Genomic DNA, 22,121 nt, shown 5'->3' on the forward strand with positions numbered 1-22,121 from the left:
AACGGGAGATCAGACGAGGCGAGGCGACGACGGGAATGAGCGTGGACACGGCGGGCACGGACAAACAGGGGTCCGAGGTCGCACACGAGGCGGAACGTCGGCGGACCTTCGCGGTCATCTCCCACCCCGACGCCGGTAAGTCGACGACCACCGAGGCCCTGGCGCTGCACGCCGCGGCCATCTCGTCCGCCGGAGCCGTGCACGGCAAGGGCGACCGCAAGGGCGTCACCTCCGACTGGATGTCGATGGAGCAGGACCGCGGGATCTCCATCACCTCGGCCGCCCTGCGCATCGACTACCGGGACCACGTCCTCAACCTGTTGGACACCCCCGGCCACGCAGACTTCTCCGAGGACACCTACCGGGTGCTCTCCGCCGTCGACTGCGCCATCATGCTGCTGGACTCGGCCAAGGGCCTGGAGCCGCAGACCCTCAAGCTCTTCGACGTGTGCCGGGCCCGCAAGATGCCGGTCCTCACGTTCGTCAACAAGTGGGACCGGCCCGGGCGCGAACCCCTCGAACTCCTCGACGAGATCGAGCAGCGCATCGGACTGCGCCCCACCCCGCTGAACTGGCCGGTCGGCATCGCCGGTGACTTCCGTGGCCTGATCGACCGCGCCTCGGGTACCTACACCAAGTTGACCCGGACCCCCGGTGGTGCTCAGAAGGCCATCGAGGAGGTCATGGACGACGACCGGGCCGCCGAGGTCGAACAGGACGCCTGGGTCCAGGCCAAGGAGGAGATCGAGTTGTTGGAGGCGCTGGGCGCCGACTTCGACCACGAGTCCTTCATGGCGGGCGAGTCCTCCCCGGTGCTGTTCGGCGCGGCGCTGTCCAACTTCGGTGTCGGTCAGTTGCTGGAGGCGGTCGTGGGCCTGGCCCCGGCGCCGTCGGCCAAGGTCGACGACCAGGATCGGCCCCGCCAGGTGGAGCGTCCCTTCTCCGGCCAGGTCTTCAAGATGCAGGCCAACATGGACAAGAACCACCGCGACCGGATGGCGTTCGTCCGGGTCAGCTCGGGTCGGTTCGAGCGCGGCATGGTGCTCACCCACGCTTCCACCGGCCGTCCCTTCGCCACCAAGTACACCCAGGCGGTCTTCGGTTCGGATCGCTCCACCATCGACACGGCCTACCCGGGCGACGTGATCGCCCTGGTCAACGCCCAGGCGTTGGCGGTGGGGGACACCCTCTACGACGGTCCCAAGGTGTCCTACCCGCCGATCCCCAGCTTCGCGCCGGAGCACTTCGTGGTGGCGCGGGCCTTGGACGCGAGCAAGTACAAGCAGTTCCAGCGGGGGATCGCCCAGCTCGACGCCGAGGGCGTGGTGCAGGTGCTCACCTCGGACGTGCGCGGTGAGCAGGCCCCGGTGCTGGCGGCGGTCGGACCACTGCAGTTCGACGTGGTCAAGCACCGCATGGAGCAGGAGTTCCGCAGCCCCATCGAGGCCTCGCCGCTGGAGTACTCCGTGGCTCGACGCACCGACGCCGTGTCCGGGCCGACCCTGCACGGGCTCTCCGGGGCCGAGGTGCTGCGTCGCCGCTCCGATGGTGAGCTGTTGGTGCTGGTGCACAACAAGTGGCGATTGAAGGTCATCGAGCGCGACCACCCGTCGCTGTTCATGGAGCCTTTGCTGGCCGGCGGCGTCGACGAAGGTTAGGACCACCGTCGATCGCCGGAGTACCGGTTTCCAACAGGAGGCCGCTTTTCCCACAAAGAGCGTTTGTTTCGTTTACCCCGGGTTAATCTTGGTCACCCTTTGTTGACTTCGGTCCCGTGTTCCGGCTCCATCGGCTTTCCGTATCGGGCCCTCGGCGGGCTTCTCCGAGGGGCGTTCGTCCCGGTCGGGAGCGGGCGCCGCGGACTGTCTGTGAAGTCTCGTTCCCGGGGCACATACTCCGACCCCTTCAGGGGTAGGGACACAGACCCTGGAGGGTGGTCGGTGCCGCCGGAGTCGGTGACAGAGGCCAAGATCACCGAGTCGGAGGCACCCCGCGTCAACCCCTGTGATCAGGGCGAAGGTACCCTGATCTCAGGCCACTAGGGCGCGTTCGAACACCTGGCCGCACCGAGTTCTGTTCGGGTCTGTCCGGATCTGTGAAGGGCACCCCCGTTGGACCGGTTCGGGTGGGTTTCGGAGTGCCCAGGGGACCTGTCCAGGAGGCCGACGGAAGACGGGTGGGAGAACCCCGCCGTCTCCCGTAGAGGTCTCAGGGCGATCACGCTGTTAACGACATTCGGCAAAGTCTGTAAATCTTCACTCTCTGATAATTCTGTGCACGTCTGGGTATGTGTTGCATGTCACCTGTTCGTGAATCGGTGAAACTTATATGATTTTGCTTAACTGGCGTTTAACAAAACAGAACAATAACGAGTGAATCAAGAACGCGGCGGCGGATCGCCCTGCGTTCGACGTACCTCACGTATCCCCCGCCTGGAAAGGTTGACCTCGGGCATGAGCGATGACAAAGAGCGCACGGTGGAGCTCCACTACGAGGGCGGCGTGCTGAAGCTGCCGGTTTTCACCGGTACCGAGGGTGAGAGCACCATCGAGCTGAAGACCCTGCTGGGGTCGACCGGTATGACGACCCTGGACCCGGGGTTCGGCAACACCGCTTCGTGTAGCTCGAAGATCACCTACATCGACGGGGCCGCCGGGATCCTGCGTTACCGCGGATACCCGATCGAGGACCTCGCCGTCCACAGCACCTTCCTTGAGACCGCCTACCTCGTGATCTACGGGGAGCTTCCGGAGCCCGGACAGCTCAAGGAGTTCTCGGACAAGCTGCGCGACAACGCCGACATCCCGGCCGACATGGGCACGCTCATCGACGCGATGCCCCGCAACGGCCACCCCATGGCACTGATCGCCGGCGCCGTGAACACTCTGGCCGCGTACTACGAGGACAGCGCGGACCCTGAGGACGAGAACCAGGTAGAGCTCGCCACGATCCGGCTGTTGGCCAAGCTGCCGACGATCGCGGCCCGCATCTACCGCAACTCGATCGGTGAGACCCCGATCGCCCCGGACGACTCGCTCGACTACGTCGACAACTTCATCCGGATGACCTTCGGTGACAAGGCCCCCACCGGTGAGCTGGGCGACCTGTTCAACAAGGCCGTCGGCATGCTGCTGGTGCTGCACGCCGACCACGAGCTGAACTGCTCCACCGCCACCGTGCGCGTGGTCGGTTCCGCCAAGGCCGACATCTTCGCCAGCGTCGCCTCCGGCATCAACGCCCTGTCCGGCCCGTCCCACGGCGGTGCCAACCAGGCCGTGCTGGAGATGCTGGAGGAGATCCGCGACTCGGGCATCTCCATCGAGGACTTCCTGGAGAAGGTCAAGGCCCGCGAGATGCGTCTCATGGGCTTCGGGCACCGGGTCTACAAGAACTTCGACCCGCGCAGCAAGGAGATCAAGGTTCTGGCGAGCCAGATCCTGGACCGGCACGACAGCCCGGACGAGCTCTTCGCACTCGCCCTCAAGCTTGAGGCCGCCGCGCTGCAGGACCCGTACTTCACCGAGCGCAAGCTGTACCCGAACGTCGACTTCTACACCGGCGTCATCTACCGCACCATGGGCTTCCCGACCAACATGTTCACCGTGTTGTTCGCCCTCGGCCGCCTGCCCGGCTGGATCGCCCACTACCGCGAGCAGCTGCACGACCCGGCCTTCCGGATCGCGCGCCCGCGCCAGCACTACATCGGCTCGAACGAGCGCCGATACCCCGGCCAGGGCTGACACCCGCCCGAGAGCACCTCGACCGCCCGCCCACGTCACCGACGAGGGCGGGCGTTCCCATGTGCGCGCCACGAAGAAGGAACGGTGTAGAACCTCCCTTTCCTTGCGCTTTGCGTACCTTCTGTCATCGGTATGCGACGTTGAGAGAAGTGGCAACGAAGCGGCCCCGGACGGCGCGGGCCGCGCGAGGGAGGGGGCCCGGCTATGGTCCGGTACGAGTCGGCCGGTGACATGCTCGGTGAGCTGAGCCGAAGCTGGTGGGTCGTGGTCGTTCGCGGTGCCGCCGCCGTGATCTTCGGCTTGGTGGCGCTCATCTGGCCCGGGGTCACCACGGTGGCCCTGGCCTTCGTCTTCGGTGCCTTCGCGCTGGTGGACGGGGTCGTTCTGGGGTTCGCAGCCTTCCGGGCGGCCTCCGGCACCCGTCTTCCGTTGGTGATCCAGTCGGTGCTCGGCATCCTGCTGGGTGTGGCCGCCCTGATCTGGCCGACCGTCGCGGTGGTCGCCCTGGTCTTCGTCATCGGGGCATGGGCGATCGTCACCGGTATCGCCGAGATCATCACCGCGATACGACTGCGCGCGCAGATGACCTCTGAGTGGCTGCTGATCTTCGCCGGGGCGCTGTCGGTGATCTTCGGTCTGCTGCTGTGGCTCTGGCCCGGGCTGGGCGCGTTGGCGATGGTCGCCGTGGTCGGCGTCTACGCGATCGTGTTCGGGATCGCCCTGGTGATCGCGGGCCTGCGGCTCAGGGGCGCGGGCACCGCGACCGCTTCGTCGGAGGAGGATGAGGCGTTCGCCGAGGGGGACACCACCTACGAGTCCGGGCCGCGGCACGCCGGGGAGCCCGAGGGCGGTGACCTGCTCGCCGACGGCCCCACCGCAGAGGGGGACGAGCACGATGTCAGCGCCTTCGACGACGGTTACACGGACGGCTACCGCGACGGTTACCGGGGTGATCCGGCCGGCGCCACCGAGGCCTCCGTGTACGAGGACGAGACCGCCGCCCCGCGAGTGGGCAAACACCGCGCGCCCAAGGACCCGCCGGAGGACACCGGTACTCCGTAACGTGAAGGATCCCAGGTCGGTCCGCGCCGGCCGGGAGAGGGCCGAGTCGGCCGACCTGATTCTCGGGGACGACCGACTCGGCCCCTTCGCGCCGCCGACCAGTTCCACGCGGGCCCGGAAAAACGGGAGGACGGGACGGAGGGGAGTCCCCTACAGTGGGGCCATGGCCTTCCAGCAGCTGTTCTACCAGTAGGACCCCGCGTCCTCGACGCCTCCGCGCCGCCCCTTCCGAGGACCGGCGCCTCATAGTCCTACCCGTAGACAGTCTCAGGAGAGAACCATGACCCGTCGTGCCCATATCGCCATGGTCGGCGTCCCCGCGGTGAGCCACGTCCTGCCAAGCCTGGAGATCATCCGCGAACTGGTCCGTAGGGGCCACCGCGTCACCTACGCCAACGACCCCGTCGGTCGGATCGGTGAGCTCATCGAGTCCACCGGCGCCGAGCTCGTCCCCTTCACCACCACCCTGCCCACGGGGGACGAGGAGTGGAGCGACGATCCGATCGAGGGGATGGACATCTTCCTCGACGACGCCATCAACAGCCTGCCCGTGCTTCGGAAGGCCTATGAGGAGGACCGTCCCGACCTGTTCCTCTACGACATCGGTGGGTACACCGCCCGCGTCATGGGGATCGAGTGGGGGATCCCCACCATCCAGCTGTCTCCGACCTACGTCGGCTGGGCCGACCACGCCGACACCGTCATGGTCTGGCTGCGCGAACAACCGGGGGCCGAGGAACACTTCGCCAAGTTCGACGCCTGGCTGGTCGAGAACGGGGTGGAGGGGCTGGACCACGCCGGCTTCGCGGGTGAACCCGATCGGGCGTTGGCGATGATCCCACGCGAGATGCAGCCCTTCGCCGACACGGTGGCCGACACGGTCACCTTCGTCGGGCCCTGCCTGGGCGAGCGTGCGGACCAGGGAACCTGGACCCGACCGGCCGACGCGGAGAAGGTCGTCCTGGTGTCGCTGGGTTCGGCCTACACGGAACGACCGGACTTCTACCGCGAATGCGTGCGGGCCTTCGGCGACCTGCCCGGGTGGCGCACCGTCCTCCAGATCGGTGAGTACGTCGACCCGTCCGTGTTGGGGGAGGTCCCCGACACCGTCGAGGTCCGCCGATGGGTTCCGCAACTGGACATCCTGCGGCAGGCGGACGCCTTCGTCACCCACGCGGGTATGGGAGGCTCTAGTGAGGGTCTCCACACCGGTACCCCGATGATCGCGGTGCCGCAGGCGGTGGACCAGTTCGACAACGCCGACCGCCTCCAGGAACTGGGGGTGGCCCGCCGGATCGACACCGAGGCGGCCACCGCCGAGGTACTGCGCGACGCGCTGCTCGACCTCACCCGCGATCCCGAGGTCGCGCGCCGACTGGCCGACATCAGCGGCCGACTCCAGCGCAGCGGTAGCCCCTACGCGGCCGACCTCATCGAAGCCGCGATTCCTTAGGTCCGACCTGATCGGACCCGACCCCACACCGACCGGTGCGCCGTCCTCGCGGGCGGCGCACCGGCCGTGTCCGTACCCATCGAAAGGGGCAGTGCCCATGGACCACCTCGTCGTCGTCACAGGAGGACCGGGTTCGGGCAAGACGACGCTGATCGACCACCTCGCCGGGCTCGGCCACGGACGCACCGTGGAGGCCGGGCGGGCGATCATCCGCGACCAGCGGGCGATCGGTGGTCCAGGCCTGTCCTGGCGTGACGAGGACCTGTTCGTCGAGCTGATGCTCTCGTGGGACATGCGTTCGCACCGGGAGGCGGCCGGCCGGGAGGGCCTGGTCTTCTGTGACCGGGGAGTGCCCGACATGGTCGGCTACTTCCTCCAACGGGGTCGGCGCGTCCCCGAACACGTGCGTGAGGCGGCCCGACTGTTCCGCTACCACCACCGCGTCTTCCTCGCCCCGCCCTGGCCGGAGATCTACGCCGGGGACACCGAACGACACCAGTCGCCGGAGGAGGCCGAACGCACCTTCGCCGCGATGCGGGAGGGTTACCCCTCGTGCGGGTACGAGACGGTTCTGTTGCCCCGCGCGTCGGTCGTCGATCGTGCCCGTTTCGTCCTGGAGACCCTCGAAACGGACGCGGCGAGTCGGCCGCTGTGATGCTCGTGAGGACGTCCGTGCCGTGGTTGTGGCCGTACGTGGCCGTATAACGCGAAGTCCCTTGTGGATCGGGGTGGTCGCCGCCACACTCTTTCTATACACAGGGTGGGGGTGATTCGGCAGGTGGCGCACGCGTCGGGGTTCGGCATGCCGCCGATGAGCTGGGAAGGGATCGACCACGCGCTCAATCGTGTCCGTGGTGAGGTCGATCGGATCTCCCTCAACCTGGCCGATCTCGACCGGCACACGGTGTACCGCCTGCTCCGTGGCGCCGAACTGAACGGTGGGACCCGCGGTCGCTGGGAGGCCGCGGACGTACACGCCCACCGGTTGTGGCCGACCCACGCCGCCTTCGAATCGGTGGTCGAACACGCCGCGCGCCTGCGCGAGTCCGGAGTCGCCGACTCCCAGGCCGAGCTCACCCGACTGCTCATGGGCGAGTCCGTGACCCTGCCCCTGGCCGAGGTCCCCCTGCGCGAACGCGGCCTGCTCGACCCGGGCACCGAGAACATCACCCTGGCCGAGGCCATCGCCCGGATGACCGCCGACTACGAGGCGATCACGGAGGTCGTCTCCGCGGTGGAGACCGCCTGGGACGCCCTCCACCCGCGGCTCGACGAACTCGACGCGATGTGGCGGGAGGTCGGCACGCTCGCGGACATGGTCGAGGTTCCCGACGACGAGTACGAGGACCTGCGCGCCGAACTGGAACGGGTCGGGAACACCGTGCGCCGCGACCCGTTGTCGCTGGTCGCCGACGGTGGCGTGGACACCCTCGACCTGGACCGTATGCGTTCGATCCTGGACCGGACCCGGGGTGAACTCCGGGACGCCCTGCGCATGCGCGACGCCTACGACGAGAGCGTGAGCCGGCTCGATTCGGCCATCGACGACGTCGAGAAGGTGGTGCTGCGCTCCCGTGACCTGCGTGTCCGTGTGGTCGCGAAGATCTCCTCCCCGGCGGCCATCGACGTCCCCGACCCGGTCCCGGAGCTGCGCGCGGCCATCGCCGAGATGGACGAACTGCGGTCCCGGCGACGGTGGCGGGCCCTGGGCGCGCGCCTGGGGGAACTACAGCGCTCCGTGCACGAGTCCGGGGACGACGCGCGCGACCGGGAACGCAACCTCGGCGGCCTCCTCCAACGCAGGGCCGAACTGAGAGGGCGCCTGGACGCCTTCCGCGCCCGGGCGGTGCGCCTGGGCCTGGCCGAACACGAACGACTTGTCGAACCCCATGGGCGTGCGCACTGGGAGTTGTGGAAGGCCCCCTGCGACCTGCGGGCCGCCACGGTGGCGCTGTCCGCCTACCAGAGGGCGCTTCAGGAACTCGTGGGGACCGAGACCCCCTCGGTCGGAACCCAGGACGGCGGTGTGAACAGATGAACGAGTGCGCCTCCCCCGGCTGCTCGGGGCTGATCGAGGACGGCTTCTGCGGTGTGTGCGGTCTGGCGCCCATGGACGCGCCGACCACCCGCACCCCGGGACCGGGGCCCTCCGTTCCCCCGTGGAACGGCCCCTCGGGCGGGAGCCCCGCGGACATCGAGGGGGCCGTCCACTCACACCCGATCAGCTCCGGCAACGTCCGCATCTCGGGGCGCTCCGGCCCGGGCAGCATCTCGGGTTCCAGCGGTGGTTCGCGCAGCGGACGCACCTCCAGCGCCGGCTCCCGACGCGGCATGCTCGGGTTGGGCATGGTCCAGGTGCCGCTGGTGCCGGCGAAGGACCCCTCCGAGGCGATCATGACCGCCCCGGTCGTGTCGGAGAAGAACCGCTTCTGCGGCAACTGCTCGGAGAGGGTCGGTCGGACCAGAGGCGACCAACCGGGCCGCACCGAGGGTTTCTGCCGCCAGTGCGGCACCCAGTTCTCCTTCACCCCCAAACTGGTCGAACGCGAGGTGGTCGGCGACCAGTACGAGGTGCTCGGCTGTCTGGCCCACGGCGGGCTGGGCTGGATCTACCTGGCCAGGGACCGCAACGTCAACAACCGCTGGGTGGTGCTGAAGGGCCTGCTCAACGCGGGTGACGCCGAGGCGCACAAGGCGGCCGCGGCCGAACGCGCCTTCCTCTCCGAGGTCGAGCACCCCAACATCGTCAAGATCATCAACTTCTCTCAGCATCCCGACCCGCGCACCGGGATCCCCGGCGGCCACATCGTCATGGAGTACGTGGGCGGCAAGTCGCTGCGGGAGCTGCTCATCGAGCGCCGGGAGCAGGGGACGAGCGAGGACGTCCTGCCCCTGGAACAGGTCATCGCCTACGGGCTGGAGTGCCTGAGGGCCCTCGGCTACCTGCACTCCAAGGGGCTGCTGTACTGCGACTTCAAACCGGACAACGTCATCCAGAGCGAGGAGCAGATCAAGCTCATCGACCTGGGCGGCGTCCGACGCATGGACGACGGACTCAGCCCCGTCTACACCACACCCGGGTACCGGGTTCCCGAGGAAGAGCTGCGCGGCCCCGGCCCCAGTGTCAGCGCCGACCTGTACTCGGTGGGGCGGGCCCTGGCGGTGCTCAGCTTCCACTTCGGCTTCATCCGCAAACACCCGCACGACCTTCCGCCCCGGCACGAGGTGCCGTTGCTGCGGAGGTTCGAGTCCTACGACCGCTTACTGCGCAGGGCGACCCACCACGACCCGGAGGCGCGCTTCCACGACGCCGGTGACATGGCCGACCAGCTCACCGGTGTGTTGCGCGAGGTGCTCGCGGAGATCGAGGGGACGCCCCACCCGGCGGCCTCCGCGCTCTTCGGCGGAGAGACCTTCACCGGGCTGCCCGAGTCCGGCGCACACGACGCCGACCGGATGCTGTCCCCGCCCGGCCCCATCGAGGCCGCGGCGCTGTTGCCCTCACCGCTCATCGACCAGCTCGACCCCGCGGCCCAACACCTGCGCAACCACGTGGGCATGGCCCCGAACGAACTCATCCCGATCCTGCGGTCGGCCAGGGCACCCTCGCCGGAGACCCTGCTCATGCTGTCCCGGTCGCTGATGACGGTCGGCCGCTACAAGGAGTCGCTGGACGTACTGGAACGGTTCAGCCTCGCGGTCCCCGGTGACTGGCGCACCATGTGGTACCTCGCGGTCGCCGAGCTGAGCACCGGCCGGTTCCACGAGGCCCGAGACCACTTCGCCGAGCTGTACGCCCACCTGCCCGGGGAGGCCGCGCCCAAGCTCGGGCTCGCCCTGGCCTGCGAGCGCACCGGTGAACACGACGTCGCCGCCCGCCGGTACGCCACGGTGTGGACCACCGACCACTCCTACGTGAGCGCCGCGTTCGGCCTGGCCAGGATCCGGCTCGCCCAGGACGACCGGACCGGCGCCATCGAGGTGCTGGACACCGTCCCCGAACTGTCCAGCATGTACGTCCACGCCCAGACCGCGCTGATCTCCGTGCTGGCCGGGGGCACCGGCGACGGCATGGGCCTGGTCAGGGCGGGGGAGAGGCTCGGCCGGATCGGTCTGGACAGCGAGTCCGTCGACCGACTGGCCGTACGGGTCCTGGAGTCCGCCCTGGAATGGCTCCGGGGCGGCGGGGCCCCACCACGGGGGAGCCTACTTCTCGAAGACGAGCTCACCGAGGACGGGGTGCGCGCCAACCTGGAACGCCGCTACCGGTCCCTGGCCCAACGGACCGGTCACGTCATGGAGCGTTACGAGCTCATCGACAAGGCGAACTCCCTACGTCCCGTGACCCTGCTGTGAGGATAGAAGGAACGGCGATGACGATGGTCCGGACCTGCCCCACCTGCGCCGAAACGGTGTCGACGAGCGACGCCTTCTGTGAGGGTTGCGGCCGGAACCTGCCCGTGGAGGCGCACACCCCCGTGCCGAACCCGGAGGCCACGGCACCCGACTCGGTACCGACCGCGCCCCAGGAGAGCATGGCCGGGGTCTCCCCGGGCACCGACGTGGACGAGGTCGACGCGCAGGCCACGCAACCCATCCGCCGCGACGCGGTGATCCCGCGGACCGGTCCGGCACCGGTCTCGCCGAAGGTGGCCCCCGAGTGGCGCCCTCCCACCCCCGGCGGTGAACCGGTCGTGGCCGCCGACCCCGGCCAGTGCGTGTGGTGCCCCGGGCGGGTGGTGGACGGCTACTGCGAGAAGTGCGGATTCCTCCAGCCCACCGGCCGCGACCACGTCGAGGTACGCGCCGGGACGGTCTTCGGGGTCAGCGATCGCGGGCTGCGCCACAAGCGCAACGAGGACGCCATGGCCATCCGGGTGATCGAGGACGACGCCCCGCACGCGGCGGGCGCCGTCGTCGCGGTGGTCTGCGACGGAGTGTCCAGCTCGCCCCGCTCGGACGAGGCCTCCAGGGTCACCGCGGAGACGGGCGCGACCGTGCTCGCCGAACGTCTGCGCCAGGGCGCAGACCCCCGTGAGGCCACCGGGGAGGCGATGACCCAGGCCGCCCGGGCCGTCGCGGCCATCGCCGAATCACCCGAATTCGCGCCCGCCTGCACCTTCGTGTCGGCCGTGACCTGCCCGAAGACGGGGGCGGTGACCGTCGGGTGGGTCGGCGACAGCCGTGCCTACTGGCTCTCCGGTGGGCCCACCTCCAGTACCTCCACCCTGCTCACCAGGGACGACTCCTGGAGCGAGGCGATGGTGCAGATGGGCGCGCTGACCCGGGAGGAGGCCATGCGCTCGGCCAACGCCCACGCGCTCATCGCCTGGATGGGCGCGGACTCCGGCGAGATCGACGCGCACATCTCCACCGTGACCCCCACCGGACCCGGCGCCGTCGTGCTGTGCAGCGACGGCCTGTGGAACTACTACCCGGAGGCCGAGGCCCTGGCCGACGCCGTACCGGGCACCGGCACCGCGCCCTTGGAAGCGGCCAGAACCTACGTCGGGCTGGCGCTGAGAGCCGGCGGTAAGGACAACATCACCGTCGTCGTCATACCCGTACCCACAGGGGGTCGCCGTGCCGAACACGTCTGACCGGGCCGGGGGGCCCGAGTTCCGGATCCAGGTGGACCAGAACCCCTACCTGCCGCTGGGCGGTACGGAGGTGCACGCCGTGGTGAGCGTGACCTCCCACAGCCCCGTCCTGGTGGGGACCTCGGTACGCGCCTCCGAGGTGATCATCATCGACACCTCCGGGTCCATGTACGGCGAGAAGATCAACGCGGCCAAGCAGGCGGCCCGCGCGGCGATCGAGACCCTGCGCGAGGGTGTGCGCTTCGCGATCGTCGCCGGACACCGCGAGGCCGAGATGATCTACCCCGCCGCCGATCGGTTGGCCGAGGTGGACGACCGGACCCGCGCGCAGGCCCTGGAAGCCGTGGGCCGGTTGCGCGCCGACGGCGGCACCCGGATGGGCGCCTGGCTGCTCAAGGCCGCGGAGTTGTTCGAATCCGGTGGCGAGGGCATCAAGCACGCCATCCTTCTCACCGACGGTCAGAACAACGAGATGTCCGATGTCTTCGAGGAGGTGCTCCGACGGATCGCGGGCAGGTTCGTCTGCGACTGTCGCGGGGTCGGCACCGACTGGAAGGTCGAGGAACTGCGCCGCGTCGACGCGGCGCTCCTGGGCGGCGGCCCCGGCATCATCGCCGACCCCGCCGACATGACCGCCGACTTCCGGGCCATGGCCCAGGCGTCCATGGGCAAGACCGTGGCCGACGTGGCGTTGCGCCTGTGGGCCCCGCAGAACTCCGTGGTGCGTTTCGTCAAACAGGTCGCGCCCACGGTCCAGGACCTCACCGGCCGCGCCGTCCAACGGGTACCGCAGGCCAACGACTACCCGACCGGGTCCTGGGGCACCGAGGGCCGCGACTACCACGTGTGCGTCGAGGTGCCCGCGGGCGACCCCGGACGACAACTGCGCGCCGGATGGGTGCGCGTGGTGATGCCCGGCCGGACCCCGGACCGGGACGAGGTCCTGGCCTCGGGGAACATCCTCGCCGAGTGGACACCGGACGAGGCCAGGGCCACCGAGATCAACCCCCGGGTGGCCCACTACACGGGTCAGGTGGAACTGGCCCGGGCGATCCAGGACGGGCTCACGGCCCGTCGAGGGGGCGACGAGGCCACCGCCACCACACGATTGGGTCGGGCCGTCGCGCTCGCACACGAGTCGGGCGACGAGGAGACGGCGAGGCTGCTCGACCGGGTCGTCGACGTGATCGACCCGGTCACCGGAACCGTCCGACTCAAGCCCGGCGTCGACAAGATCGACGAGATGACCCTCGACACCAACTCGACCCGGACCGTACGGACCCGCCCCCGCCAGCACGGGCCGGGAACCGGCGGTGCCCCCGGACCCGGGTAGGAGGGACCCATGCCGAGTTGCCCTTCAGGGCACCACTCCACGGCCGACGACTTCTGCGACATCTGCGGGCTGCGACTCCAAGCGTGGTCCGCCACACGGGTCGCCTCCGGACGGCGTCGTCCGGAACCGCCCCGACCCCCCACCCCCGCCCCCGACCCGCCACCTCCACCACCGCCCAGACCCGTACCGGCGCAACGCGGTGGCCCCTGCCCGGAGTGCGGCACGTCCCGGGCCGGTCGTTTCTGCGAGGAGTGCGGCTACGACTTCGCGTCACAGTCCGGCAGCCACCAACGCCGGATGTCGGATCCTGGGAGCGCGTCGAGGGGAGTGCGCTGGCGGGCGATCGTCGCCGCCGATCCGGCCTACTACCAGTACATGGTCGACCAGGGGATGCTCGATCCCGACCGGATCGACTTCCCCACCGGCCAAAGGCAACGTCGGGTGACCCTCAAGGGCGATCGCGTGCACATCGGTCGGGGGAGTCGCTCGCGCGAGTTCTTCCCCGAGATCGACCTGGGCGGGCCCGGGGGAGACCCCGCCATCTCCCACATCCACGCGGTTCTGTTGGCCCGCCCCGGCGACACCTGGTCGTTGGTGGACCCGGGCTCGACCAACGGGACCACGATCAACGGGACCGCCAACCCCATAGCGCGCAACGTGGAGGTCCCCCTGAACGACAGCGACCGGATCTACGTCGGCGCGTGGACCTCCATCCTCCTCCAGAAGGGGTGAACCCCGTTGATGCCCCCGAACCCCGAACAAGTGGCAGGGCGACCCGAGCCGGGAGCCCCCTCCCTACCGCCGGGACCACCGCCACGGACCCCCGGCGGCCCGGCACCCGGTGCGCCGCGCCCCAAAGGAACGGCGGTCGCCTCGTCACCCGGGAGGGAGCGCCCCACACCACGGTCGCGCTCCTGGGGGCCGAGGATCCGATCGACCTTGGGCACCACCCCGGCCCGGGTGTGGATGCTGTCCCTGCTGTGCGTGGCGACCATCGCGGGCCTGTTCGGGTCCGCGACCGTCACCCTCGGCCAGGCCCGAGACGGACTCGACGTCCTGGGCCGGGACGCCGGCCCCCAGGCCATGGCCACCACCGAGCTGTACCTGGCCCTGGCCGACATGGACGCCCGGGTCACCGACATCCTCCTCATGGGTACCGACCACGACCTCGGGTCGGGGCGTGCGGAGGCCGAGAACGGTTATGAGACCAGCCGGACCCAGGCCGGTCGGGCCCTGCTCCACGCGGCCTCGTTGACCGAGTCGAGCGAGCCGACCGATGAGCAGACGGTCGAGGAGTACAACGTCCAGGCGGTCCTGGACGGGATCGGTGCCTACGAACAGTTGGCCGCGCAGGCCCGGCTGCTCAACGACGAGGCCGAAGCCCCGCCGGGGGAGGTCGACCCCGAGGCCCTGCGAAGCTATCGGCAGGCAACACGGCTGATGCACACCGAACTCCTGCCCAAGGCGTTCAACCTGGGACTGGACTCCTCGGCGATCGTGCGCGCCAACCACGAGGAGGGACAGTCCTCGGTCGCGCTGGGGCTGGTGTGGGTCGGAGGAGTCGGGGTGGCCACCGTCGCCTCCCTCATCGCCCTTCAGCTGTACCTGCGGGTGCGGTTCCGCCGTCGGTTCAACGCCCCGCTCCTGGCCGCGACCGTCGGCACCGTCGTCCTGACCGTCGGGGTCACGCTCGCGCTCAACAGCAGCGGCGGCCACCAGGGAGAGGCCAAGGACGAGGGGTTGGACGCCGCGATGGCGTTGGCGCGAGCGGGCGCCATCACCACGGACATGCAGGCCGACCAGAGCCGATACCTGATCGACGACTCGTTCGCCGACAACTACCAGCAGGTCTACCTGGAACGATCCCAGCAGGTGCTGTTCCGCCCGGCGAGCACCCTGGACGACTACTACGCGCAGGTCGCCGAGGTACCTGAGGCGTTCCCGAACCTGCCCGGATCGGACGGCTCCGACCCCGAGGACCCCGGAACGTTGGGCTACCTGGGGGAGGACGCCCGGGACGCGCTGCTTCCGGGACACGAGGACGCGCTCGCCGAGGTGCTGACGGCCTACAACGACCTGCAGGTCGAGGACCAGAGCCTGCGCGCCGCCGTGGGGGAGGGCGACCGAGAGACCGCGATCGACGTCCGGATGGGGGTCTCCCACACCGAGGACGGGGTCTTCCCCGCCTACATGGACGCCCTGGACGGACTGATCGACCTGCACCAGGAGGAGTTCGCCGACGGCATCGAACGGGGCAACACGGCGCTCGCACCGTGGACCTGGGGTCTTCCGGTCGGTGCGCTGATCCTGTTGACCCTGGTGGTGATCGGGGTCCGTCCCCGGCTCGCCGAGTACCGCTGAGGGACTGTTCGGGATGAACAGTCGGATCGAGGTGAACACGCACATGTGGTTCGGACGTCGTCGCGCGTGGTCCGTGGCGGCCCTGCTCGCCACGGCGACGCTGGTTTCGCCCGCCTGCTCGGCGGAGGGACGGGAGTCCCTGGTGGACGCGGAGTCGTTGACCATCGGGGTCAAGGCCGACCAGCCCGGGTTGGGCCTGGACGTGGAGGGGGAGCTGGTCGGGTTCGACGTGGACGTGGCCCACGAGATCGCCGAACGTTTGGGTGTCACCGACGTGGAGCTGGTCGGGGTCACCTCGGCCGAACGCGAGGACAAGCTGATCAGTGGCGAGGTGGACATGGTCGTGGCGACCTACTCCATCACTCCGGGCCGCAAGACCGAGGTGATCTTCGGCGGTCCGTACTACGTGGCCAAGCAGGACATCCTGGTGCACGCCGACGAGAGCGAGGTGTCCGGGGTCCGTGACCTGGAGGGGCGCAGCGTCTGCCAGGGGGAGGGCTCCAACTCGGCGCGGCGGATCACCGACGGACTCGGGATCGACGTGTCCGAACTACAGGAGGCGGAGAGTTACAGCGCCTGCATAGAGCGTCTCGCCGAGGGTGAGGTGGACGCGGTGTCCACCGACAATCTGATTCTCGCCGGCTACCTCGCCGAGAACCCGGACGGGTTCCGATTGGTCAACAATCCCTTCACCGACGAGAAGTACGGGGTCGGGTTGCCCTATGGCGACGTGGCCGCCTGCGAGGCCGTGAACAAGGCGGTCGGGGAGATGTACCAGGACGAGACGGCGTCCGAACTGCTCGACAAGTGGTTCGGCGAGACCGGCCTCGAAGTGGTCCGCAGCGTCCCCCAATTCGAGGGTTGTGACTAAGGCGCTTCGAGCCGGGAAGAGCACTCGGGGAACATCGGTCGACGGGGGTCTACCGGGGTGGCCCGAATGGGCCTTATGGCAGATACTGAACCTTATGTAGCGAATTGGGGGACAGAGGAGGAGTTGGCCGTTGACCATCGTCGAGTTCCTGAAGGAACGTCTCGATGAGGACGAACGCGCGTCCAAAGCCGTGCCCGTGGGTTCGCGCGGTCGGGAGAGAGCCCTGGCCGAAGTCGCGGCCAAACGCAAGATCGTCCAGGGCTACACCGAGGCGCACGCCGCGAGCATGCGCATCCTGGACGCGTCCGGAACGGCCGTGAAGGTCAAGGGCGATCCCTGGTCGGAACTGCTGGCCTGGCGGCTCGCGGTGAAGTACCTCGCCGCCGTCTACCGGGGCCACCCCCTCTACGACCCCACCTGGGAGGACTGAAGGCGGGCGTCAACCCCTCCGTACCGCGTTCAAGCGCGGGATCTGTTCGACGGCCCACGGACTGATCGCCCAGGGGGCGCCTTCGGCGAGGGCGACCACGCCCTCCCAGTCCGCCCACGCGTATTCGGCCACCTCGTCGGGGTTCGGGGCGGGCTCGTCCTCGGTGCGCGCCCAGAACACCGGGCAGAACTCGTTCTCCACGATGCCCTCGGCCGAGATCGCCCGGTATCGGAAGTCCGGCAGGGCGTCGGTGATCTCGGTCAACCCGATCCCCAGTTCCTGTCGCGCCCTGCGGCGGATCGCGTCCGGAATCGACTCCTCCGGGGCCGGGTGGCCACAGCAGCTGTTGGTCCACACCCCCGGCCAGGTGGTCTTGCCCAGCGCGCGACGGGTGAAGAGCACCCGGCCGTCCGGGCCGAAGATGTAGCTGGAGAACGCCAGGTGCAGAGGGGTGTCCTCGGTGTGCACCACGGCCTTGTCCGCCGAACCGGTGGGGCGGTGCTCCTCGTCCAGCAGCACCACGAATTCGCGCTCCGCCGTACTCGGTCCGGAAACGGGCCGGGACATGGTTCCTCCCTCGTTGGCGGACACCTTTCGTGCCGCACGTGTCGACGCTGACTCCCCCATGGTCCCTCATGGTCGCCTCTCACGGGGGCGAATACGAATCAGGTGGTCGGAGGAGCCGGGCGCCCCGGTCCGAATCTGCGCATAAGGTTCCTGTTGGCCCGGCCAAGCGGGCACCAGGAACAGCGGCGGGTGTGGTGATGACGGAGACGATGACCAGGGTGACGGCCGACGGGATCGACCCGGAGGAGCTTCGGAGGTGCCTGGAGGTCCTCGCGAAGGCCGAGACCCTGCCCCCTGACCACGAGGACTCGCTCACCCTGCAACGGGCCACCTCCGGTCTCTTCAAGGCCGTCAAGGAACGCCGCCGCAAGGAGCGTCGAGCCGCCGAGAAGCTCCACGACAGCTCCGTCATGGCCGCCACGGCCACCGCGGCGCCGGACCGAATCGACGACGAGACCAACGGTCGCGCGCTCACCAGCGGCAGCACCGGAGCACTCGCCGGGGTGCTGCGCAAGGCCCGCCCCTGTTACGTGTGCAAGCAGAAGTACCGCGAGGTCGACGCCTTCTACCACCAGCTGTGTCCGGAGTGCGCGGCCTTCAATCGAGAACGCCGCAACGCCCGGACCGATCTCACCGGTCGCCGCGCCCTGCTGACCGGCGGCCGCGCCAAGATCGGCATGTACATCGCGCTGCGGTTGCTGCGCGACGGTGCCCACACCACCATCACCACGCGCTTCCCCAACGACGCCGTGCGCCGCTTCGCCGCGATGCCCGACAGCGACCGGTGGCTGCACCGGCTCGACGTCGTCGGGATCGACCTGCGTGACCCCGGCCAGGTCCTGCGGTTGGCCGACTCGGTGAGCGGGCGCGGGCACCTGGACATCCTCATCAACAACGCCGCGCAGACCGTACGGCGCTCGCCCGACTCCTACGCGCCGCTCATCGCCGCGGAGGCCCGACCGCTCACCGGCGACGGCCTGCCCGAACCCCTGGTGCTCGGCGGTGTGCGCCCACAAGCCCTGGAGGGCGCCGGGGAGACGGACATCGCCCGCGTCGCACCGCACACCCTCACCCCGGAGATGCTCACCTCGCTGGCGCTGACCACCGGCGCCGCCCACCCCGACCGGGTCCGTGCGGGCGGCGCGATCGACGCCGGCGGTCTCGTCCCCGACCTGGCCCCGGTCAACAGCTGGACCCGAACGGCCGGGGAGATCGACCCCGTGGAGATGCTCGAAGTCCAGCTGTGCAACGTCAGTGCCCCGTTCCTCCTGGTGAACCGGCTGCGCCCTGCGCTGGCCGCCTCCCCGGCCCGTCGTACCTACGTGGTCAACGTTTCCGCGATGGAGGGCGTGTTCGGTCGCGGTTACAAGGGGCCCGGGCACCCGCACACCAACATGGCCAAGTCCGCGCTGAACCAGCTCACCCGGACCAGCGCCGAGGAGATGTTGGAGTCCGACGGCATCCTCATGACCAGCGTCGACACCGGATGGATCACCGACGAACGCCCGCACCCGGACCGGGAGCGCCTCGCCGAGGCCGGGTTCCACGCTCCGCTCGACCTGGAGGACGGGGCGGCGCGCGTCTACGACCCGATCGTCCGCGGGGAGCTGGGCGAGGACCTGTACGGCTGCTTCCTCAAGGACTACAGGACCGGCGACTGGTAGGTCGCGGGCTCAGGGCAGCAGGATCAGGCGGACCGGTGATCCGAACCGTCCGGCCAGTCGTTCCACCGCGCCCGGGGCCCGTTCCAGCGGGAACGTGTCGCTGATGGACCGGGAGAACTCCACCCGTCCGGCGCGCACCAGGTCCACCAGCTCCACCACGTGCGCGGGCTCGGAACCGTGGTGGCCCAGGATCCGTTGGCGCAGGTAACCGAAGCGGGTGCCGCCGGAGACCTCCAACGGCTTGTCGGCCAGTCCGACCAGCACGAGCCGCCCGTGTTCGCCCAGGACACGGGTGGCCTGTTCCCGGACGGTCGGTGCCCCGGCGAAGTCGAAGGCGACGTCCAGCCCGCGCCCGTGGGTGAGCTGTCCGATCCGAGTGAGGAAGTCCGGGGCCGTGGGATCGAGGGCTTCGTCGGCGCCATGGTCGAGGGAACGCTTGCGCGCGATCTCGTCGGGATCGGCGACGATGATCGGGGCCGCGCCGACCATCCGCAGCAGCTGGACCGCGTGGACGCCCAGACTGCCCGCGCCCCACACGCACACCGCCTCCGCGGCGCGCACGTCGCCGGTGGCGGAGACCGCGGCCCAGGCCGTGGCCACCGCGCCCGGGATGATCGCCCCCTGTTCGAACGGCAGGGCGTCGGGGATCGGAACGAGGGTGTCCTCGTTGGCCAACACGTACTCGGCCCATCCTCCGTCGTAGTCCACCCCGCGGGTGAGCAGCCGGCCACGGTGGTCGTGTTCGTCGGTTCGGAGCGCCACCCTGCCGCCGACCTCGTGGCCCAGGACCTCCGTGCCGACCTCCACGATCTCGCCGGACACCTCGTGACCCGGGGTGACGGTATCCCCCCGAAGGTAGAGCGGGGACAGATCGCCCTCGACCAGGTGTACGTCGGACGGGCAGATCCCCGCGGCCCTCACCCGGATCAGCACCTGTCCTCGACCAGGTACCGGTTTGGGGACGTCGGTGACCTTCAGGGTCCGGTCGGTGATGTTCAACCGGGCCGCACGCATGGTGGCCATGGGGTATTCCTCGCAGACGTGTCGTCGTAACGCGATTCCCCACGATCATCACGCTCCGCACATGAGTCCGTACGGGGGCGACACGGGTCATAAGGGTCAGAACCCGCTCACTTTTTTGTCAAGCGGGACAGTTCAGGCGACTCAGGCGACCAGACCGTTGCGATGCGCCCAGATGGCGATCTCCACCCGGTTGCGGGCGCCGAGCTTCTCCTGCACCCGGGCCAGGTGGGTCTTGACCGTGCTCACGGTGACGTACAGTTCCGCGGCGACCTCGGTGTTGGTGAGACCACGCGCCACCTCGCGCACGATGTCCAGTTCGCGGGCGGTCAACCCTCCCGGGTCGGGTTCGGCCCTCCGTGCCGTCGGCCGAGTGAAGTGCCGCAGCAGTCGCACGGTGATCCGTGGCGACACCAGGGCGTCGCCGCGCGCCGCGGCCCGCACCGACTCGATCAGCAACGCCGGCCCCGCGTCCTTGAGTAGGAAGCCCACGGCGCCGCCGGTCAACGCGGCGTGCACGTATTCATCCAGGTCGAAGGTGGTCACCACGACCACCTTCACCGGGTCGTCGAGCCCCGGCCCGGCAAGCCGACGGGTGGCCTCCAACCCGTCGATCCCGGGCATTCGGATGTCCATGAGGACCACGTCCGGCCGGAGTTCCCCGGCCAGGCGGACCGCCTCCACTCCGTCCCCGGCCTCGCCCACCACCGCGATGTCGTCCTCGGCGTCGAGCATGTAGCGAAAACCCGTCCGCACCATGCTCTGGTCGTCGGCGAGCAGCACCCGAATCGTCAACGTGTTCCTCTCTCCGGTATCGGGATCGTCGCCGACACCATCCATCCCTGTCCGCTCGGGCCGGCGGACAACTCCCCGCCGAGCACCCGGGCCCGTTCTCCCATCCCGACCAGACCGTGACCGCCCCCGGCGGGGCCGGAGCCTCGGGCCCCGCCCCGGCCGTCGTCCACCACCCGGAGCGTCATCGCGTCGGTGTCGGCCCGCACGTCGATGTCCACCCGGGACGCCCCGCGCGCGTGGCGCAGCGCGTTCGTCACCGACTCCTGAGCGATCCGCCAGGCCGCGGTGCCGACCTCCGGGGGTAGTTCCGCCATCGGACCCGCCAACCGCACCGACACCTCCGGTCGCCCGTGTTCGGCGGGGGCGGCGAGTGCCCACAGTCCGTCGACCGGATCGGACGTCAAGGGGGCATCCTCCGGGCCGCGCAGCCGCGAGACCATACCGCGCATCGACTCCAGCGCCCGAGTACCCGCCTCCTCGATCTCCGGCAGGGCCTCGCCGACCAGCTCCGGCCTACGGTCGGCCACGTGCCGCAGCGCCTGGACCCGCACCACGATCCCGGTGACCTCGTGCGCCACCACGTCGTGCAGGTCCCGGGCGATCGCCAGCCGTTCCTCGGCCCGGACCCGGTGTACCCGGGCCTGCCGTTCCATCGTCCGCCAGCGCAGGTACGCACCGGGTGCCAACCCCACCAGCACCATCAACAACGCGACGGTCGGTTCGAGAATGATGGGTTCGCGCAGGTAGTCGGACAGAGCCGCGAAGAAGCACAGGACCGAGACCGGCAGGATCTGCCAGGGGTGACAGCGCAGGGCCACCAGGGACAGCACGATCAGGAGACCGAGTGTCTCCGCCCCGTAGATGGGGTACCCGAACATGCCCATGGGCGACGGCCACAACAACACCGAGGCGACCAGCACCACCGTGGGTACGGTCACCCCGGCGGCCATGGTGGCCCACCGGCCGACCCGGGGCCACACCGCCAGGGCGACCACCAGCGCGCACACGGCCCCGGAGGCCCAAGGTACGAAGTCCATCGATGAGTGCGGTGGCCCGACCCAGTTCTCGATCATCCTGGAGTCGAGGATGGTGCGAAGGTCGTGCAGGGAGACCACGAGCAACGCGACCACCAGCCCCGCCGCGATCAACCGCGACAGGGAGCGGGACTTGCGCTCGAAGAAGGCGAACAGCCCGTTCGTGAGGGTGGCACGGTTCATGGTGTCCA

18 protein-coding genes are annotated in these 22,121 nt (G+C 69.5%); 14 read left to right on the forward strand and 4 right to left on the reverse strand.

What is annotated here, in order from left to right:
- Positions 1-35 precede the first annotated feature (35 nt).
- The 13 genes from ACWGKS_RS21520 (at position 36) to ACWGKS_RS21580 (ending at position 16,850) form a co-directional block, all read left to right on the forward strand.
- Positions 36-1,658: a peptide chain release factor 3 gene (locus ACWGKS_RS21520; protein ID WP_358507134.1), complete on the forward strand. Its 1,623-nt coding sequence runs from the start codon at positions 36-38 to the stop codon at positions 1,656-1,658.
- A 795-nt stretch (positions 1,659-2,453) separates the two neighbouring features.
- The gene (locus ACWGKS_RS21525; protein WP_358507132.1) at positions 2,454-3,740 is read left to right on the forward strand and encodes a citrate synthase; all 1,287 of its coding nucleotides are present in this window, start codon (positions 2,454-2,456) and stop codon (positions 3,738-3,740) included.
- A gap of 204 nt (positions 3,741-3,944) precedes the next feature.
- Positions 3,945-4,802 (forward strand): HdeD family acid-resistance protein, encoded by an 858-nt coding sequence (locus ACWGKS_RS21530; RefSeq protein WP_358507130.1) that lies wholly within the window; start codon positions 3,945-3,947, stop codon positions 4,800-4,802.
- 280 nt (positions 4,803-5,082) lie between these two features.
- A complete protein-coding gene (locus ACWGKS_RS21535; RefSeq protein ID WP_358507128.1) occupies positions 5,083-6,255 on the forward strand; it encodes a macrolide family glycosyltransferase in 1,173 nt (390 codons plus the stop codon).
- Between the two features lie 97 nt (positions 6,256-6,352).
- Positions 6,353-6,910: an AAA family ATPase gene (locus ACWGKS_RS21540; RefSeq protein WP_358507126.1), complete on the forward strand. Its 558-nt coding sequence runs from the start codon at positions 6,353-6,355 to the stop codon at positions 6,908-6,910.
- 156 nt (positions 6,911-7,066) lie between these two features.
- Positions 7,067-8,293 carry a hypothetical protein gene (locus ACWGKS_RS21545; protein WP_358507265.1) on the forward strand — a complete coding sequence of 409 codons (1,227 nt, stop codon included), beginning with the start codon at positions 7,067-7,069 and terminating at the stop codon, positions 8,291-8,293.
- Positions 8,290-10,611 carry a serine/threonine-protein kinase gene (locus ACWGKS_RS21550; RefSeq protein WP_358507124.1) on the forward strand — a complete coding sequence of 774 codons (2,322 nt, stop codon included), beginning with the start codon at positions 8,290-8,292 and terminating at the stop codon, positions 10,609-10,611. Before ACWGKS_RS21545 ends, ACWGKS_RS21550 begins: the two co-directional genes overlap by 4 nt.
- Before the next feature lie 17 nt (positions 10,612-10,628).
- Positions 10,629-11,855, forward strand: a complete 1,227-nt coding sequence (locus ACWGKS_RS21555) for a PP2C family protein-serine/threonine phosphatase (RefSeq protein ID WP_358507122.1) — start codon at positions 10,629-10,631, stop codon at positions 11,853-11,855.
- The gene (locus tag ACWGKS_RS21560; RefSeq protein ID WP_358507120.1) at positions 11,839-13,188 is read left to right on the forward strand and encodes a vWA domain-containing protein; all 1,350 of its coding nucleotides are present in this window, start codon (positions 11,839-11,841) and stop codon (positions 13,186-13,188) included. Before ACWGKS_RS21555 ends, ACWGKS_RS21560 begins: the two co-directional genes overlap by 17 nt.
- 9 nt (positions 13,189-13,197) lie before the next feature.
- Positions 13,198-13,920 carry an FHA domain-containing protein gene (locus tag ACWGKS_RS21565; protein WP_358507118.1) on the forward strand — a complete coding sequence of 241 codons (723 nt, stop codon included), beginning with the start codon at positions 13,198-13,200 and terminating at the stop codon, positions 13,918-13,920.
- 234 nt (positions 13,921-14,154) lie between these two features.
- On the forward strand, positions 14,155-15,549 hold the full coding sequence (locus tag ACWGKS_RS21570; protein WP_358507263.1) for a hypothetical protein: 1,395 nt from the start codon (positions 14,155-14,157) through the stop codon (positions 15,547-15,549).
- A 43-nt stretch (positions 15,550-15,592) separates the two neighbouring features.
- Positions 15,593-16,420: a glutamate ABC transporter substrate-binding protein gene (locus ACWGKS_RS21575; RefSeq protein WP_358507261.1), complete on the forward strand. Its 828-nt coding sequence runs from the start codon at positions 15,593-15,595 to the stop codon at positions 16,418-16,420.
- Between the two features lie 130 nt (positions 16,421-16,550).
- Positions 16,551-16,850 carry a DUF6221 family protein gene (locus ACWGKS_RS21580; RefSeq protein WP_358507117.1) on the forward strand — a complete coding sequence of 100 codons (300 nt, stop codon included), beginning with the start codon at positions 16,551-16,553 and terminating at the stop codon, positions 16,848-16,850.
- A 9-nt stretch (positions 16,851-16,859) separates the two neighbouring features.
- Here ACWGKS_RS21580 and idi read toward each other — a convergent pair whose 3' ends face one another.
- Complete coding sequence (gene idi, locus ACWGKS_RS21585; RefSeq protein ID WP_358507115.1) at positions 16,860-17,417, reverse strand: isopentenyl-diphosphate Delta-isomerase; 558 nt, start codon at positions 17,415-17,417, stop codon at positions 16,860-16,862.
- Positions 17,418-17,614: 197 nt separating this feature from the next.
- Here idi and ACWGKS_RS21590 point away from each other — a divergent pair, with 197 nt between their 5' ends.
- Positions 17,615-19,081, forward strand: a complete 1,467-nt coding sequence (locus ACWGKS_RS21590) for an SDR family NAD(P)-dependent oxidoreductase (protein ID WP_358507113.1) — start codon at positions 17,615-17,617, stop codon at positions 19,079-19,081.
- Positions 19,082-19,090: 9 nt separating this feature from the next.
- Here ACWGKS_RS21590 and ACWGKS_RS21595 read toward each other — a convergent pair whose 3' ends face one another.
- The 3 genes from ACWGKS_RS21595 to ACWGKS_RS21605 all read right to left on the reverse strand — a co-directional run bounded on the left by ACWGKS_RS21595 (position 19,091) and on the right by ACWGKS_RS21605 (position 22,113).
- The gene (locus ACWGKS_RS21595) at positions 19,091-20,104 is read right to left on the reverse strand and encodes a zinc-binding dehydrogenase (RefSeq protein WP_067604607.1); all 1,014 of its coding nucleotides are present in this window, start codon (positions 20,102-20,104) and stop codon (positions 19,091-19,093) included.
- 141 nt (positions 20,105-20,245) lie between these two features.
- Positions 20,246-20,896, reverse strand: coding sequence for a response regulator transcription factor (locus ACWGKS_RS21600; protein WP_358507111.1), 651 nt, complete (start codon positions 20,894-20,896; stop codon positions 20,246-20,248).
- Positions 20,893-22,113 carry a sensor histidine kinase gene (locus ACWGKS_RS21605; RefSeq protein WP_358507109.1) on the reverse strand — a complete coding sequence of 407 codons (1,221 nt, stop codon included), beginning with the start codon at positions 22,111-22,113 and terminating at the stop codon, positions 20,893-20,895. The genes ACWGKS_RS21600 and ACWGKS_RS21605 overlap by 4 nt, the downstream gene beginning before the upstream one ends.
- Positions 22,114-22,121 lie beyond the last annotated feature (8 nt).

The sequence above is a fragment of the Nocardiopsis sp. NPDC055879 genome (genome assembly GCF_053615935.1).